The organism is Thermanaerothrix solaris, assembly GCF_032334255.1.
GTDB classification, from domain to species: domain Bacteria; phylum Chloroflexota; class Anaerolineae; order Anaerolineales; family Anaerolineaceae; genus Thermanaerothrix; species Thermanaerothrix solaris.
The window spans coordinates 1143789-1161372 of sequence record NZ_JAUHMF010000002.1 but is presented as its reverse complement, the minus strand read 5'-3'; the positions used below and the strand labels follow the sequence as shown (position 1 = coordinate 1161372).

14 protein-coding genes are annotated in these 17584 nt (G+C 52.2%); 6 read left to right on the top strand and 8 right to left on the bottom strand.

The window, feature by feature from the left end:
* Window positions 1–144: 144 nt before the first annotated feature.
* From QYE77_RS13590 to QYE77_RS13580, 3 genes are read left to right on the top strand one after another with little or no spacing between them, the layout of a single operon-like run.
* The gene (locus tag QYE77_RS13590) at window positions 145–1701 is read left to right on the top strand and encodes an ABC transporter ATP-binding protein (RefSeq protein WP_315625977.1); all 1557 of its coding nucleotides are present in this window, start codon (window positions 145–147) and stop codon (window positions 1699–1701) included.
* A 21-nt stretch (window positions 1702–1722) separates the two neighbouring features.
* Window positions 1723–3003 carry an ABC transporter permease gene (locus QYE77_RS13585; RefSeq protein WP_315625976.1) on the top strand — a complete coding sequence of 427 codons (1281 nt, stop codon included), beginning with the start codon at window positions 1723–1725 and terminating at the stop codon, window positions 3001–3003.
* 3 nt (window positions 3004–3006) lie between these two features.
* Complete coding sequence (locus QYE77_RS13580; RefSeq protein WP_315625975.1) at window positions 3007–4278, top strand: ABC transporter permease; 1272 nt, start codon at window positions 3007–3009, stop codon at window positions 4276–4278.
* A 394-nt stretch (window positions 4279–4672) separates the two neighbouring features.
* Here QYE77_RS13580 and QYE77_RS13575 read toward each other — a convergent pair whose 3' ends face one another.
* Window positions 4673–5005, bottom strand: a complete 333-nt coding sequence (locus QYE77_RS13575; RefSeq protein ID WP_315625974.1) for a YrdB family protein — start codon at window positions 5003–5005, stop codon at window positions 4673–4675.
* A 269-nt stretch (window positions 5006–5274) separates the two neighbouring features.
* Between QYE77_RS13575 and rho the strand changes: the two genes are divergently transcribed.
* Both rho and QYE77_RS13565 read left to right on the top strand, forming a co-directional pair.
* Window positions 5275–6549, top strand: coding sequence for a transcription termination factor Rho (gene rho, locus QYE77_RS13570; RefSeq protein ID WP_315625973.1), 1275 nt, complete (start codon window positions 5275–5277; stop codon window positions 6547–6549).
* Window positions 6546–7649: a peptidoglycan DD-metalloendopeptidase family protein gene (locus QYE77_RS13565; RefSeq protein WP_315625972.1), complete on the top strand. Its 1104-nt coding sequence runs from the start codon at window positions 6546–6548 to the stop codon at window positions 7647–7649. Before rho ends, QYE77_RS13565 begins: the two co-directional genes overlap by 4 nt.
* A gap of 18 nt (window positions 7650–7667) precedes the next feature.
* Here the strand turns inward: QYE77_RS13565 and priA are convergent, their stop codons facing one another.
* The 3 genes from priA to QYE77_RS13550 all read right to left on the bottom strand — a co-directional run bounded on the left by priA (window position 7668) and on the right by QYE77_RS13550 (window position 12083).
* Window positions 7668–10169: a replication restart helicase PriA gene (gene priA / locus QYE77_RS13560; protein WP_315625971.1), complete on the bottom strand. Its 2502-nt coding sequence runs from the start codon at window positions 10167–10169 to the stop codon at window positions 7668–7670.
* A 22-nt stretch (window positions 10170–10191) separates the two neighbouring features.
* Window positions 10192–11037, bottom strand: coding sequence for an AmmeMemoRadiSam system protein B (gene amrB, locus QYE77_RS13555; protein ID WP_315625970.1), 846 nt, complete (start codon window positions 11035–11037; stop codon window positions 10192–10194).
* 101 nt (window positions 11038–11138) lie between these two features.
* A complete protein-coding gene (locus tag QYE77_RS13550) occupies window positions 11139–12083 on the bottom strand; it encodes a protoglobin domain-containing protein (RefSeq protein ID WP_315625969.1) in 945 nt (314 codons plus the stop codon).
* A 157-nt stretch (window positions 12084–12240) separates the two neighbouring features.
* Between QYE77_RS13550 and QYE77_RS13545 the strand changes: the two genes are divergently transcribed.
* The gene (locus QYE77_RS13545; protein ID WP_315625968.1) at window positions 12241–12588 is read left to right on the top strand and encodes a cupin domain-containing protein; all 348 of its coding nucleotides are present in this window, start codon (window positions 12241–12243) and stop codon (window positions 12586–12588) included.
* Here QYE77_RS13545 and QYE77_RS13540 read toward each other — a convergent pair.
* From QYE77_RS13540 to QYE77_RS13525, 4 genes are all read right to left on the bottom strand, one after another.
* The gene (locus QYE77_RS13540) at window positions 12570–15056 is read right to left on the bottom strand and encodes a right-handed parallel beta-helix repeat-containing protein (protein ID WP_315625967.1); all 2487 of its coding nucleotides are present in this window, start codon (window positions 15054–15056) and stop codon (window positions 12570–12572) included. The genes QYE77_RS13545 and QYE77_RS13540 overlap by 19 nt on opposite strands.
* A 48-nt stretch (window positions 15057–15104) precedes the next feature.
* Window positions 15105–15842, bottom strand: a complete 738-nt coding sequence (locus tag QYE77_RS13535; protein WP_315625966.1) for an amino acid ABC transporter ATP-binding protein — start codon at window positions 15840–15842, stop codon at window positions 15105–15107.
* Between the two features lie 3 nt (window positions 15843–15845).
* Window positions 15846–16649: an amino acid ABC transporter permease gene (locus QYE77_RS13530; RefSeq protein WP_315625965.1), complete on the bottom strand. Its 804-nt coding sequence runs from the start codon at window positions 16647–16649 to the stop codon at window positions 15846–15848.
* 83 nt (window positions 16650–16732) lie between these two features.
* Entirely contained in the window at window positions 16733–17581 is an 849-nt protein-coding gene (locus QYE77_RS13525) for a basic amino acid ABC transporter substrate-binding protein (RefSeq protein WP_315625964.1), read from the bottom strand.
* Between the last annotated feature and the right edge of the window lie 3 nt (window positions 17582–17584).

Genomic DNA, 17584 nt, shown 5'->3' with positions numbered 1-17584 from the left:
GGGCTGAGGATCCTCAGCCCCTCTTCTTTTCCCACAGAGCCAAGATATTGTTATATCAAAATAGACAAGTTTCATATTTCTTCAGGATAAAAATCCTCTGACAATATGGTAAAATGGTAACAATCTTTCTGGCTTGGAGTTCCAATGGCCCCGATTCTCGAATTGCGTGGGATCACCAAGCGTTTCCCCGGTGTTTTAGCCAACGATCATATCCATTTGACTCTTGAACAAGGTCAAATTCACGCGCTGTTAGGGGAAAATGGCGCGGGCAAGACAACCTTGATGAACATCCTCTATGGTCTCTACCAGCCAGATGAGGGTGAGATTTTCATCAATGGACAAAAGGTAACCATCCATTCCCCTGCCGACGCCATCGCTCAAGGGATCGGCATGGTGCATCAGCACTTCATGTTGATCCCCGTATTCACCGTCACTGAAAATGTCATGTTGGGAGAAGAATCCACCCGCTTCGACGGCTTCTTGGATCGTGAAGCGGCTGCCGCGCGGGTACGTGATATATCCGAGCAATACGGGTTAGCCGTTGACCCGTACGCATACGTCAAAGATCTGCCTGTTGGTGTTCAACAGCGGGTTGAAATCATCAAATTACTTTACCGCAAGGCGGACATTCTCATTTTAGATGAACCAACCGCAGTGCTCACCCCTCAAGAGGTTGATGAATTATTCGTCATTATGCGCTCGTTGGTTGACCAGGGTAAATCCATCATCTTCATTTCACATAAATTACGCGAGGTGCTGGAAATTGCCGACCTGATCACCGTGATACGCCGCGGGCGGGTGGTAGGCAGCGTGCGTCCCGAAGAGGCTGATCAATATCGCCTCGCCTCAATGATGGTTGGGCGTGACGTGAAACTAGAACTGGAGCGTCCAACCAGCGAACCCGGTGAACCCGTCCTTGAGGTGGAGAACCTTCTGGTCGCCGATGAACTCGGCCAATTAGCAGTTGATCACGTCTCTTTCAACGTTCGAGGTGGAGAAATTCTCGGTATTGCCGGGGTGCAAGGTAACGGACAAACCGAACTCATCGAAGCCATCACGGGTCATCGCCACATCCTGGAGGGAAAAGTGCGCCTCTTGGGACAGGATGTCACCAATGCCCCCCCACGGGTCATCACCGAACTTGGCACTGGATATATCCCCGAGGATCGGCAGCGTGATGGTCTGGTGTTGCCTTTTCCGGTTATGGACAATCTTATTTTACGCACCTACTATAAGCCCCCCTTTGCGCGGGGTCGGCGCATGGAATGGGAAGCCGTGCGCCAGCATGCCGAAGCCCTGGTCAAACAATATGACATCCGCACACCCAATGTGTTCACCTTATGTAGTGCGCTTTCGGGGGGAAACCAGCAAAAGGTTATTGTCGCTCGTGAACTTTCGCGCCCTATCCGCCTATTGGTAGCTGCCCAACCTACCCGCGGCCTCGATGTGGGTTCAATTGAATACATTCACCAACAAATTTTACAAAAACGCAGCCAAGGGGTAGCGGTACTTCTCGCCTCCACAGAGTTGGATGAAATTCTTCAACTCTCAGACCGGGTAGCGGTCATGTACCGAGGACAAATTGTGGCCATCGTCCCCGCCGCTGAAGCCAGCAAAGATTACATCGGTTTACTTATGGCCGGCGTGCCACCTGAGGAAGCCCGCCAGCGGATCGGGCGTAAACCGGTAGAAATTGGCTAATCCATTCAGGGAGGGAGTCCGTTGAATCCTGAGGAAACACCCCAGAAGCCGGATCTTGGAAAACTTATCCTCAACGAATTAAACCATACCTCGCCACAACCGCCCGAAAAAACAAAACGTGGCATTCCTCAAAGCGTTCTTATTCCTTTGCTAGCGGTCGTAACTGGCCTAATTTTTGGAGCAATCTTTATCATCTTGACCAGCCAAGAAGTATATGCTGGATTCGGGCAATCCTTCGGGGCTGGCTTGGCTGCAATGTGGGATGTGGTCGCCCGTTCCTATGCCGCTCTCTTTACGGGGGCCTTGGGGGATCCTGTGCGCATGATCAACGCACTCCAATCTGGCAATGCGTTGGAGATTCGCCGCGCCTTTAATCCCTTTCTGGAAAGCCTGGTCACTTCCACACCCTACATTTTCGCCGGCTTGGCAGTAGCACTGGGATTCCGCGCTGGTGTCTTCAATATTGGCGCCGAAGGTCAGTTATTTATTGGGGCTATTACCTCGACCTACATCGGTTACAAACTGGTGGGATTACCGATGATCATCCATTTGCCTCTGGCGTTGCTGGCCGGTGCTCTGGGAGGTGCCCTGTGGGGATTCATTCCCGGGTGGTTAAAGGCCAAAACCGGGGGACATGAGGTCATCAACACCATCATGATGAACTATATTGCCTTTCGTCTGAGCGAATGGTTACTGACCGGCCCCATGAAGCGTCCGGGTTCTTACAACCCGGTCAGCCCTGAAATCCAACCTTCAGCTTGGTTGCCACGCTTCTTTGATGACCCCATCCGCTTTCACCTGGGATTTTTCTTGGCGCTGGGCCTGGCTTATGTTGTTTACTGGTTCCTCTTCAAAACCACATGGGGGTTTGAATTACGCACGGTAGGGAGCAACCCCTTTGGCGCCAAGTATGCTGGCATGGACGTCACCAGGAATACCATTTTAGCCATGACCCTTTCAGGTGCGCTGGCCGGGCTGGCCGGTGCCAATGAGGTTTTGGGCGTCAATCATTTTTTGGCCATGGCCTTCTCTTCCGGTTATGGCTTTGACAGTATCGCCCTGGCACTCCTGGGCAATAATCATCCGGTTGGTGTTGTACTGGCCTCGTTGCTTTTCGGGACGCTACGCAATGGTGCCACTCGCATGCAACTTTCTGCCGACATTCCCATTGACATTATCTCGGTCTTGCAGGCAGTTATCTTGGCGTTCATCGCTGCACCGGCAATTATTCGCTCACTTTACCGCCTGCGCAAACCAGCCGAAGGCGAAGGTTTAATCACCATCAAGGGGTGGGGAGGTTAAGCCATGGCAACCACAAGCAGCGCTTTTCATCGCAAAATCGAGATCGTATCCCCCACCCGCCAGCGGGTGATGGGCGTGTTATTTATTCTGCTCGGCCTGGCATTGGTCTTCTTCTTCACCCCAGGTTTGATGCAGGATCAGACCACGACCTTTGGTTTATCACTGGCCACCTCTCAGGTGCAACTTCCACCTTGGCAGGTGCATACCCTTTCCACCCTTTATGGGTTAGCCGTGGTCAGCGCCATCTTGGGAGGGATTCAACTTGCCCGTGGATTCGGGCGTTATACCAACTGGATGTTGGGTCTGGTCGTTGGGCTTTTTATCTTTGGTTTTTTGGTTTGGGCTGCTGCCGGCAAATCTCTCAATCTAGTTGGCATGCTCAACACCACTCTCAGCCGTTCTGTCCCCATCACCTTAGGTGCTCTCTCTGGAATTCTGTGTGAGCGCTCCGGCGTGGTCAACATTGCCATCGAGGGTATGATGCTGACCGGTGCCATGGTGAGTGCTTTGGTAGGAAGCCTTACCCAAAACGCCTGGATAGGATTGCTGGCCGCTATTATCGCCGGTGCACTGCTCGCCCTCGTCCATGCCGTGCTCTCCATCAAGTACAAGACCAACCAGATCGTGTCCGGGACAGTGATCAACATCTTTGCGACCGGGGTAACCTCCTATATATCTGCTAAGTTCCTCCAAGTTAATCAGGCCTTGAACAATCCACCCACATTTGGTGGCACCCCCATTCCTTTGCTTAGCGAAATTCCTATCCTGGGGCCAGTGCTTTTCAGCAACAGCATTTTCGTCTACGTCATGTTCATCCTGCTGGTTATTCTAAACATTGCCCTCTTCCAAACGCGATGGGGGCTGCGTCTGCGCGCTGTGGGAGAGCATCCTAAAGCCGCCGACACCCTCGGTATTGATGTCTTCAAGACACGCTATATGGCGGTGGTTCTAGGGGGAATGGTAGCCGGTTTTGCCGGAGGGTACTTCACCTTGGGTTCTGCCGGTCGTTTTGATGAAGTTATGACTGCCGGACGTGGTTTTATCGGCTTAGCCGCAATGATTTTCGGGAATTGGAATCCATTCGGTGCCTTTGGGGCCGGGTTGCTTTTTGGGTTTGCAGATGCGTTGGCTTCCCGCTTGGCCATTCTGGGGATTGCGATTCCTTCCCAATTCCTGCTCATGGCCCCCTACATTGCCACGATGATCGTCCTGGCCGGCGTGATCGGGCGTGCCCGCCCACCTGCAGCCGACGGCGTTCCTTACGAGAAAGAATAGCGGCCTACTTTGCTAAAAATCGCATATAGCGGTTACAGTGAAAAATACTATTGCAGTCAAGGACAATATCAAAATAATTGCTTCTTACAGAGCTATCGTTGTTCCGTCTCACTGTAGATCCGGTTGTTTTGGTAAATCGGATCTAATAATTGCTCCCTTTATGATTAGCCTTTAGTGTTCTTTCGAGTAACCGCCCGCCTTTTTAAAACCCAATACCTGTTCGCAGGTGTACCCTTCCCATAAACGTTCCCTGAATCTGCTCCTCAACCAACTATGATAATTTAACCCAAAGCAATCCACAGGTTCTGAGGCATAACCCCCCAACCGAGACATTGACCAAATAGAAGGAAACGCTCAGAAATAATCTTTGATCAAAAAGGTGTTACCAGAAACATTACTGCTTCCACACAAGCATGAGCACCTTATTCACAACATAAAGCGCTCCCAAAGCGAAAGCCAGGTTCACCCTATCCACACCGAACAAGGCCACCATTGCTAGCCCCCAAATGAGAAGTTCCACCACAAGTGACCAGGGCAGATGAAGCCGCATTGACGACTTTGGTGCCAGAAATACGCCCCAAATAATGCCCACCAGGATAGGAGCGCCCAAACCCAATAGTATTTTCGCCGTTAAATTATTACCGACTTTAAAACCCCAGTAACCAAAAATCACCAGCAGGCACAATTCAAGCAGAAAGCGCAATCCGATGTTCAACGTCTTGATCATGTTCATAACACCTTTTCTAAACGGATGTAAGTAATTTGATAAGTATAACCGATAAGGCCATCTTTATGCGCGGCTTGCAATCCATAGTTCCTCATGTTATAATCCAATTACCTTATGGAGCGAGCATATCACTTAGGGGGCCGCTCAGAATTCCCTCATTTATGCGTGTGAAACCTCAGAACTAGCGGCTAAAGAGCATGAATGCTCCTCTATAGGCATGGTATAATTCCAAACCCATTCTAAACCCAAACCAATACGGATAAACCCATATGAAGTTCCTTGAACTTGAAAAGGCTACCCTGGCGGATCTGCGCCAGATCGCCAGAGAAATGAATATCCCCAATGCCTCGCGCATGAAAAAAGAAAACCTCATCCTGGCCATCCGCCAGGTAGAAGCCGAACGCGAAGGGCTGGAAGTGCGTGGGGGAATCCTTGAGATCCTGCCCGAAGGGATTGGCTTCTTGCGTAAAAACTATCAAATTGGCCCGGACGATGTCTATGTCTCACAGGCTCAGTTACGGCGGTACGACCTACGTATGGGCGATCTGGTTATCGGCGTCGTGCGTCCTCCTCGCGAAGCCGAACGTCACTATGGGCTAGTAAGGGTCGAAACAATCAACGGTCTTTCACCCGAGGAAGCGCGTGATCGCCCTGTGTTTGAACGCCTCACCCCAATTTTCCCCAACAAGCGCTTTGACCTGGAAACTGATCCCACCATCCTTTCAACCCGCCTGATCAATTTGATTGCCCCCATCGGGCGGGGACAGCGCGGGCTCATCGTCTCTCCGCCTAAAGCGGGCAAGACAACGATCTTGAAACAGATTGCAAATGCTATCTCCACAAAATACCCTGAGGTTCACCTTATCATTGCCCTGATCGGTGAGCGTCCGGAAGAAGTGACCGACATGGACCGGTCGGTTGAAGCTGAAGTCGTCGCCTCAACCTTTGACGAGCCGGTAACCTCACACGTGCGCACCGCGGAAATCACACTCGAACGTGCCAAGCGCCTGGTGGAAATCGGGCGTGATGTAGTCATTTTGCTCGACTCCCTCACCCGTTTGGCCCGCGCCTACAACCTGGTGGTGACCCCATCCGGACGTACTCTTTCGGGCGGTATGGATCCCTCAGCCCTTTATCCACCCAAACGTTTCTTCGGTGCCGCGCGCAACGTCGAAGAAGGCGGATCGCTCACCATCATCGCCACGGCGCTGGTAGATACCGGTTCACGGTTAGATGATGTGGTGTACGAGGAATTCAAGGGTACTGGAAATATGGAATTACACCTCTCACGCCGTTTGCAGGAACGCCGCATCTTCCCTGCTATTGATATCGAGCGTTCCTCAACCCGCCGTGAGGAATTACTTCTTGGTCCTGACATCTTACAGCGCGTCTGGTTAATGCGGCGCATGTACCTGCAAATGATCAGCCCACCACCCCAAGGCGCGGGCATGGATCCGGCTGTTGCTACCGAAGCCATTTTGCAACGCATGCTTCGCACTAAAAATAATATGGAATTTCTGGAAACTTTAACGGAGGAATTGTGACCCAAGTCACCCCGACCCGCACAACGCGGATTCCGGAGACTTCGGGGGGCACTTCATTACCTTGGCTGGCACGGTTACTCTGGCTGGTCGCTGCCGCGATGCTGGCGTTGGCAGTGTTCCTCATTGTCCAACGGGTGACCGCGGCATCGTCCTCTGCTTCGAGCGACCCTATAAATACGCCACTGGAACTACCAGCCAACAGCGGCACTGCCACACTCCCACCACTTCCGGAGTCACAAGGTCAAGACTTCATAACCCGTACGGCAAACCCCCACACGATTGTGGCTTCTCAACCTCGGGAAGGCGCCATTACTTATGAGGTTCAGAAAGGCGATTCCATTTTTGGAATCGCCAAGAAGTTCAACCTCAAACCGGAGAGCGTCTTATGGGCGAATTATGACGTCCTAAATGATGATCCCCACATGATTGAGGTTGGGCTTAAATTGATCATCCCCCCCACCGATGGGGTTTATTACAAATGGAAAGAAGGCGATACCCTCGAATCGGTTGCCGCTTCTTTCAAGGTCAAACCAGAAGACATCTTACTCTGGCCTGGGAATAAACTGGATATTACCAATCCGGTTATCGAGCCGGGTCAATATGTGATGGTTCCGGGTGGGCGTCGCGAATTCCGCACTTGGGTCGTGCCCAGCATTCCGCGCGGTCCTGCCGGGGTTAACAAGAGCATCCTTGGTCCCGGTGCCTGCGATACCAGCCAAGGCGGAGCCTACGGAAGCGGCACCTTCATCTGGCCTGCGCCACAACACGTCCTTTCGGGCAATGATTACTGGGATGGCCATATGGCTATTGATATTGCCGCCGGCATAGGTGATCCGATATATGCCGCCGATAGTGGCGTGGTGGTCTATGCGGGTTGGATCAGCGGCGGCTACGGGAATATGGTGATGATTGATCATGGTAACGGCTATCAAACGCTATATGCCCATCTGAGCGCCATCCGGGTAAGTTGCGGTGCAAGCGTGCGCCAGGGGCAGGTTATCGGCCTGGCTGGAAGCACAGGGCGATCCACCGGTCCTCACCTTCATTTTGAGGTGCGCTATATGGGTGGGTTTATCAACCCCTGGTATGTGCTACCTTAGTGGTATTCCGCTCACAATCTAGAGGAGGCTAGGCGGGTCTACTTCGACCCGCCAGTCTTTTAATTCGGAAAGGTGCGGACGCAATAGAAGGGTTGGATCTTCGCCGCGCAGAACAATCTGCCAACGATACCGGCCTTCTAATCGAGTGTAAAAACAGGGCGCTGGCCCAATCACCTCGCAGCGAGGTTGGTCACTTTCGCTTATCCAACGCCGGATATGCTCCGCCATTCTCTCACTTTCCTGTTCAACCGTACGCCGATCTTTATGCCGAAATTCCAAGCGTACCAGACGGGCAAAAGGTGGATAGCCTATGGTGCGCCTTAATTCCAGTTCATGATGGAGAAAGCCTTCATAATCGTGATGAGCAGCATAGCGAATGGCGTAATGCTCGGGCTGAAACGTCTGCAAGATCACACGCCCCCCCCATGGTCCGCGCCCTGCCCGTCCGGCCACCTGCGTGAGCAGTTGAAAAGCCCGTTCCGCGGCCCGAAAATCCGGCAGGGTTAATCCTACATCAGCCAGGACGATGCCAACCAATGTAACCAGCGGCAGATCCAATCCTTTGGCCAGCATCTGTGTCCCAATCAAAACATCGGCTTGATGATGAGCAAAGTGGGTCAAGATCAAATCTACTGCACCCTTGACCCGGCTGGTTGAAGAGTCCAATCGCAGAATGCGGATTCCCGGGAAAGTGCGCCCCAGTTCCTGCTCCACGCGCTCTGTCCCCAGACCATAATGACGAAATTCACGCCCTCCACATTGAGGGCAGGTATTCGGCACCAGCCGCCGATAGTTGCACCGATGACAAATCAATTCAGCCGGATCTAGATGGTAAGTTAAAGGGATCTCGCACCGCGGGCATTTAAGCACATAACCGCACTCACGACAAAACACATAAGTAGACGCTCCTAAGCGGTTCAGGTAAAGAATTGCCTGTTGCCCCGCCTGAATGACCTGCTCCAGATTCTCTAACAATGCCCGACTGAAAATGGAACGATTACCAGCCTTAAGTTCCTGCCGCATATCCACAATTTTGACTTGGGGGAGAGGAGCCGGCTTAACCGTCACATTTGGGCTTTCTTGTCCTTTTGGGGCCAGAACAGTCTGCACCCGTTCGGGTAACCGCAAAACCGGCCAACCCTCTTTCTGAGCCCGATAATACTGCACAATATCGGGGGTTGCAGATCCAAGGACTAACACACTACTCGTCAGGCGTGCGTATTCCATGGCGGCCTGTACCGCATGGTAATAAGGGGGTGTTTCACTTTGGTAATATGAAGGCTCATGGGCTTCATCTAAAATAATGAGCCCCAAGCGCTCCATGGGCGTAAAAAGCGCACTCCGTGGGCCGATAACAACACCCAAACGCCCATCCCGCGCCCGGCGCCAGGTGTCATAACGCTCCCCCGCAGAAAGGCGCGAATGAATTAGGCCCACCTGACCTGGAAAGCGCGCTAGGAAGCGCCGCACCAGTTGAGGTGTGAGCGCAATTTCCGGCACCAGGACAAGCGCCTGCTTTCCTTGGACCAGGGCTTCTGCAACACTTTGGAGGTAAATCTCAGTTTTGCCCGATCCCGTCACCCCGAAGAGCAGTATCGGTTTTTTAGTGGCTTCCTCAGACAGATGCAGACATTCTAGAATGACCTCTAGAGCGCGCTGCTGATCAGAGGTAAGGTTAAGCGGCGCCGTGGGTTCGTCTACCGCAGCAATTCCTTCCAGCGGATCACGCCAAACCTCAGTTTCACTCAGCCGAATTAATCCCATCTCGGCTAAGTAGTCCAAATCGGCGCGGTTTCCCCCACTCACGGCATACAACCAGGTCACATCTAGCGGCCAGGGTTCCTGGATCAGAAAACGCAACATGGCTTGACGACGTATAAGCGCCACAGAACCCGGTCGCCCAAGATGGGGTAACTGAGCTTGCGCCTCTTCCGGCGAGCAAGCCAACTGAGCAGTACGCACGACCTTGGGGCGAACCGAAGAGGGCGGCAAAACCGGCTCGGCACGCAGCAATCCGCGGCGGATCAGACGGCGGGCGGCAGTGCGCCAGTCCCGATGAGGCAATGCCGCGTCAATCTGTCGCCCCCGTAAGGGACCGCGCCGCACCAATAAGCGCATGAGCGCCCTTTCGGTTTCACCCACTTCGCCTATCTCATCCGAACCGAGCCATGTGTAGAGCACATCGGCTTGCTGGGATAACCCTGGGGGCAACATAGAAAAAAGGATAGCGCCTAAGGGTGAGAGGGTGTTTTCGCTGAGGATACGCGCCAGTTCTATTTGAGAAGGGGTAACCACGGGACGGTCATCCAGCACAGACTCTATCATCCGCTGTGCATACTCGGATTGCGTACAAGTTTCTATGACAATCCCATAAGCCCGCCGGTCGCTAAACGGGACCACCACTAACACCCCCTTCTGCACCCGTCCCTGCAATGCCGAAGGAATTATGTAGTCAAATTCTCGCCCCACCCCGGGGAGATCTAAAACAACCCGAGCGTAACGATGCACTGCGTTGCCCAAAGTTCACCTGAAAATTTATGCGTTAGCGGCGGAGGATAGCAGCAGCACCATACCCTACCACCGAGGTGGTATCCCCCGTGGCATCGGCTGAGGTGGTGTAATCCAGGATTTCGATGTGGTTGGCGCCCAAAGCCTTTGCAGCAATCAGGACAGTTACCACCGCCGCTACACCACAGGCATAACCCGTACCGGTTTCCTCCGCCTGTAGTACCCCTTCGGGAGAGAAGCGCGCTATCTGGCGCAACATCTCACCATCCAAACGGCGCGCCACTTTTTCCGGATAAAAGTGGGATAAATCTGTGCTGGCCACTAATAAATAATCCTGCCCCTTAACCACTTCGGCTAATGTTTGCCCTAACACCTTTAGTAATGTGTCATTTTTACTCCGCAGCATAAGCGGCAGCAGACGAAAACGTCCCCGCAACGCCCGCTGTAGAAATGGGAGCTCAATTTCGAGCGAGTGTTCATCATCATTTGCAATCGGGGTTAAGCCCACCTGAAATTTTCGCCGCAAACCCTGATCCAGTTCTTCTAACAGATCATGAGCAACCTCAATCGTGCCCAATGGTGTCTCGTACATCTGGTGAGCAGTGGTCAGGACAGGAGCCGGATGAAAACGGTGAAAAGGCGATACCACGACCACTAAATCCCGTTCTTGGTCTAAAACAGTGCGAAAAGCATAACCTGCTGTACGCCCCGAGTAGCGATGTCCGGCATGGGGAGCAATTACTCCTACCACCTCTCCCACCAAAGGGGGTAGTTTAGCCTCGGCAAGGTAACGGTCCACCTGCTCAGCCAATTCGAGCGGATCACCGCTATACCATAAACCCGCGATGGGTGAAGGACGCACCTCTGGAACAACGGTCATTGAAAACCTCCGCTCTGGTGTTTTATTATAGTATAACCAGTCCCGCGAGGGTTTCAACAGGCTTTTTTTACCCCATGAGCGGAGTTCCTTTCCTTTGCGTACTATCGCCCAGGTGGGAAAATTGCCACCTGATCCCCCGCCACCAATCGCCACTGCTCGGGATCGAGATAGACTATATCTCGCCCATTTCGTAGCACCCGCCAACCAGAACGAGGTTGGTAAATCCTTTCCACACCCATCCAGGGGTTTCCACGAGCGTCTTCATGGTGATGGCTTTCCCACCGGCTTTCCAAAGCCTCTGAACGAACTTGAGGAAAATAATTGAAAAACTTGCGCAAGATATCCAAGACGGTCTGTCCGGAAAAGATCTTAATTGAGATCGCCTCCCGTCCAATAAGTGTGCGCATACGCCCATAAACAGTGACCCTAATCTCAATATCTCCCTCATCAAGCGCCAAAGCACTCTGATAGCCACACAGCATCATCTGGAGGTGAAGAATAAACACCTTATTCCAACCCGCCAGCGCTCTCAACCTGACATTGGCGTCTAGTTGAGTTTGCTCCAAGACGCGACCAAACGCTGCCGTCATTAACCCTATTGCCCCGGTGACATAGATGCTCGGGATGTGGATGTGTCGCCTGCCATGCCCGGCGTGCATTTGGCCTGCACGGAAGAGATAAGAGGCGAAATCATGACTAAAATCCAAACCCAGCGTACGCGCTAACCATACTGAGAAAAAGCGCCGCCGTTCGGCCAAATGCGCCGCATCTGCACCCCCACGCCACCCTAATAATGCCGCCGTCTCTGGAAAGGATTCTAAATAAGCATAGTTTTCCACCACCAGGGAGTGCCCTTTTTCCAGCAAGGGCTCAACTGTTTCAAGCATGGCTTGAATATCCTCCTCCTCAAGATGGAGAAATGCCCTTAGGTGATCCCACATTTCTTGGGGTAAGGGATCCAAACCACGAAGTTCCCAGGCCGGGGCACTTAGATTCGTTACAGTCCATGCCAAAGGAGTAATCTGCCAATCCAACACCTTCTCCATAAAATCTAACCTTTCTATAAAGAAAATTTTTTTCATTATAAAACCATGGATGAATAATGAGTTTGCGATAACGCAACCAGAAATTTGCGCCAACGCAAAGCCGATTTTTCTATATCAAGTTATAGTAGCCGCAATCCCAAACTTAGGATGTATCGCAATGACAAAACTTTACACTCTTTACAAAGATCTATCCACCATCGTTCCTAACCCACCTCCCAACAGCATATTAAGCCACTCCCTTCTTCAACATCCCCGCCTAAAGGCTATTCTCTTCCTCTTCGCCGCCGGACAAGAACTATCCGAACACACTGCCTCCATTCCGGCCGTCATCCATATCCTCGAAGGTGAGTGCGATTTGAAGGTCGGTGGAGATAAGTACCGGCTCCAAAGCGGTGCTTGGCTCTTTATGGAAGCCCAAACCCCTCACACTCTGGTGGCTCACACCAACGTGCGCATGCTTCTATTGATGCTCCCAGATCCTCTCGTTCAGGAGGACGGAGAATGATCACCCGGTTCATCCGATGATGGGGTTTCCGCTTCGGTTGAAGACTTGGTATCTTCAACCCAGGTCAAGGATTTCTTTTTAAGATAACGGTGGTAATACCAATAACCCCATAACACCGCACCCACTAGAAAACTCCCGCCCAAAACAACCGCCCAGATTACCCCCTGATGGTCGGGTTGGAGAGGTTTCGTATTGGCAGTTGCGCTCGGTGTAATCACCGGAGATTCGGCAGATGCCTCCGCAGTCTGCAGTGGTGGCGCCGTCGTCATGCCACCGCTTGGATATCCCTTTCCGGGCGTCATCGTCGTTTGAACTGGAGTTTTTGCCCCTGGATAAGCCGGCTCAGATGTCGAACCGGTACCAGTTGGAGATGACAAGGGATACCCCGCAGGGGTTAGCGTCTGACCCGAAAAACCCGGTGGTGTTGGTGTAACTGAAAAAGTTACCTGACTTGTAAGGGTAACAGTCACCCCACCAAAAGGGGTTCGCGATGGTGTACGCGTCGCGAAAGGTGTGCGAGTGGGTGTCGGGGTGCGGGTACGAGTAGGCAAGAGTGGGCGGGTAGGCGAGCGTGTCCAGGTGGGGATGGGCGTAATTGTGCGAGTTACAGTACGAGTTGGGGTGATGCTAGCAGTGAATGTGATGCTAGGGGTAAAAGAGGCCGTTAGAGAAGGCGTTAGAGTTTCTGGACGGGCTGGTAAACCTACCACAAAAGGCAAGTAGCTCAAATCAGAAAGCAAGTTGGGGCGCCCATCATTATCAATGTCCACCCGAATTTGCTTTTCGTTCGTCAAGCATACGGTCGTTTGACCATTGCTTCCCGCTGCTGCCGAACCCATTGGACGTTGCCCTGTGGTATCCCAGCCTTGGGTGATATTACCGGCCGGATGATACCACCAAAGAGGATAAAGCGCCGGATTGCCACTACCGCAGTACAAAGAAGACTCAACGCTAGAAGCACACCCCGGGCTCAGATCATAGCGAAAGAATAGGTTTAACGTGCTGCTCGGAGATGATCCTTCAGCCAAAAAGAGGTCCCAATAACTACTACAAGGGATCAGGTCATCACTTGAGCCCCCGGTAAAGGGGACATTAAGCGTGCTACCTGCTCCATGTTCGATGATGTAAAGATCAAAATCAGTCCCCCCAACACGCTGGAAGGCAATACGCCCCTCAAAAGCGTAGGTTTTAGTCTCAGTAACCGTTACCCGGGCACCACTCACCCCGGCATGTTCATTACGGCGTAAAATCGGTGCTCCGAGGGCTTTAATCGGGTCGAATTCACATTGGGACACTGCAGACGTTAGCGAACCACCCCATCCCAGAAAATTATGGTTGACCTTGCCGCGATTGTTGCACTCCACCTGAGCCCCAGCGCGGTTTCCGTAGAGATTGTTCCCTACAGCCACTATCCTGCCGGAAGATGGGTCAGGTTCACCCAAAATTGCATACCCTTGATTACCCTGGATATGGCTAAACTGAACCAGCACCTGCCCGCCGCCGCTTAACACATGAAGCGCATCTTTACCATTGATCAGCGTGACATATTCAACACGCACATCTCCTGTGGGTTCGATGATGACAAGATCACGACTGGGTGAGGAACAGGCGCCATCCCTGATTGTCAAATCACGCAAGGTCACGCCACCCTTAAGATAAAGCATGGGTTGATCACAGATACTGCCCACATAGGTTAGAGCGGCGTTATTAACCCCTTGAAGGATCAGGGGCTTATCAATGACCACCGTTTGACTTTTGATACTGTACTCCCCCAGTACGTTGACCACACTCCCGGGATCTACAGCATCCACGGCGTCTTTTAACCCGGTTCCAACGCCGTTAGTGAGGTCATTGTAACTATTGACATAACAAGGGTTGAATTGACCACAGGCTGTAGCATCATTGGCGACATAAACATTGGTCGCCTTCGGAATGATCCACAGGTAAAGGAAAAGGTCCTGGATTCTCACCCATCCGCTATTGGTCTTTTCTAACACTCGGACTCGCAGCGTGCCAGAGGATCCAGCATTTGCCCCAATGCGAAATGCAAAATCTAAGGCATCGCCAAATTGATCTACCCCCAGCGTTGCGCTGGCTCCGTTTTTCAATTCATACCCTGAAGGTGCCGGTTCGCAGGCAGAAAGGTCGCCCGCAGCATAAGTTGCGCCACTTATGATTCCTTGGGGTGAAAAAGTCACCTCGGGAACAGACCAGTTCACAGGTGTGTACACACACACCTGTACATTTGGGGACTGGTTCGGGTCATACACCCCAACCGAGAAAGCAGCCCGCACGTTCAGACGCTGCCCGGCCGCACACCCTGCGACTGGACAAGCCAAAGGACTCACCAAAGACAAGGTATTAGACTGTGCTGTCTGGGCTTGCACTAAAGGGAGAGTCCCTAGTCCCCAAACAACAAGAATCCCTATCCCGATCAGAATCGTAATAATCCACCCCAAACCGCGCATGTGACCCTACTTAATCTACTCAACCAAAACCTTAGCCGTTTAGCGCCATTAATGCAGAACTTTGCTCAAGAACGCACGGGTACGTTCGTGACGTGGGTTGTTAAATAATATGTCCGGCGGGGCTTCTTCCACAATTTGCCCCTCGTCCATTAGAATCGCGCGATGGGCTGCGGCGCGGGCAAAGCCAATTTCGTGGGAGACCACGACCATGGTCATTCCCTCCCGCGCCAAATTAAGCATGACATCCAACACCTCCTGAATCATCTCCGGGTCGAGGGCGCTGGTTGGCTCATCAAACAGCATGATTTTAGGATTCATAGCCAGGGCACGAGCAATCGCCACCCGCTGCTGCTGCCCACCTGAAAGTTGGGCTGGGTAATTATGCGCCTTTTCGGGAATACCGACCTTGCGCAGTAGTTCCATGGCAATGGCTTCGGCTTCTTCTTTCTTCCGCTTGCGCACAATCCGCTGAGCCAGGCAAATGTTTTCCAGCACGGTGAGATGAGGAAAGAGGTTGAACTGCTGAAAAACCATCCCTACCTCAGTGCGTACAGCGTTGATGTTTTCAGCACTATCTAGCGGGATTCCATCCACAATGATCTTACCCTCATCGAATTCCTCCAAACGATTGATGCATCGTAGTAATGTAGACTTACCCGAACCCGAGGGTCCGATAATGACCACAACTTCCCCTTTGTATACATCTAAATTTATCCCACGCAGGGCGTGCACGTGCCCAAACCATTTGTGCACATTTTCAATATGAATAATCGGCTCTCGATCCATATCCTATTTCTCCAACCGCGTCTTATATTCAATCCAGGCCACCACTCGCGTTGCCAGCAGGGTCATCACCAAGTATAACAAACTCACCATTAACCAGGTCTGCAAAGGGATAAAACTGGCCGCCATAAATTCACGCCCACGCCGAGTCAGTTCTGGCACGGCCACCACGCTGGTTAGGGATGAATCCTTAAGCAACGTAATGAATTCATTCCCTACTGGCGGCAGGATTACCCGCACCGCCTGCGGCAGGATAACGTAACGCATCGCTTGAAAATAGGACATGCCCAGGCTGCGCGCAGCTTCCATCTGGCCGCGGGGGATGCTTTGAATACCCGCGCGGTATACCTCGCTCATATAGGCGGCGTAACAAATGGTCAACCCCAAAATGGCCATGGCCACTGGATTGGGACGATATTCTATTAACGCTTGCCAGCCTAACGAACGTCCGATATCCTGGATCAACGATGGGAATGCAAAATACCAGAAAATTAATTGCACTAAAACCGGGATTCCGCGAATCACTTCAACATAAACGGTGGCGATACCACGCAATAAGGTTAATTTTGAGAGGCGAATCAAGCCAACAACCAACCCCAGTAGCAACACCAAGGCAAATGAAACCAGTGTGACATAAATAGTGACCTGGATCCCGTCCCGAACAAACAATAGAATGCGCTGGAAAGGATCTGGCTGCAACAAGACCAACGCCACAACGATAAGAACAATTGCCAGAACCAATAGCCACCAGGGGTCGCGAAACTTTTTTGCCGCTTGCGGTTGGGTCGGGCCACGCGTGGTGAGATTCATGGGAAAAACCTCAGATCAAAATAAAATAAATGACAAACAGGGCCGGTGCCTAACGCATCGGCCCTGTTTTAGTCTTTTCATCATCACTGAGCGGCTGAGGCAAGCCACTTTTGCTCGAGTTGCTGAATGAATCCCTCATCCTTAAGCGCTTTGAGCGCGGTGTTGATTTTATCCACCAGGTCGGCGCGATTCTTGCAGATAGCAATGCCATAGGATTCCTCGGTGAAAACCTCCCCTACGGTCTCCAGTTTTTCCGGGTTCTTACCGATAAATCCAAGTGCAGTCGGATAATCGGCTATCACGGCATCAATCTGACCGTTGGCGAGGTCCAAGAAGGCTAAATCATACGTATCATAGGGTTTGAAGTTTACGTTGGGGATTTTCTGGGCTTCAATAGCGCCGGTCGTTCCGAGTTGTGCCCCTACCGTCATACCACTCAGATCATCCTTGCTCTTGATGCGCGTTTCACCTTTGCGCACAACGACAATCTGTCCCGCGTTAATATAGGGATCCGAGAATAACATAGACTGCTTACGTTCATCGGTAATAGTGATCGCCGCAATGGCTGCATCATATTGGCACTCAGACAGGCCAGCCAGCATTGGATCAAAAGGAAGGTTAGTCCACTCCAATTTGAACCCCGCCTTCTGGGCAATCGCGTTCATCAATTCCACATCAAAGCCGGTTAGCTCCTTCGTGGTTTCATCCACTAGCTCAAAGGGCGGAAAGGTAGCATCGGTCGCTACCCGCACCGTGATTTGTGTCGCAGCAGGATAAGCGGTGGCTTGTGCGGCGGCACCTTCACTCGTCGGTGCAGGATATCCCCCCTGACCACCCGCCGCAGGGGTTGATGTTGCGGCCGGTTGACATGCAGCAAGCAGCAAGCCGAGCACGACTCCCAATATCAGGACTTTGAGACCAAACTTTTTCACGGC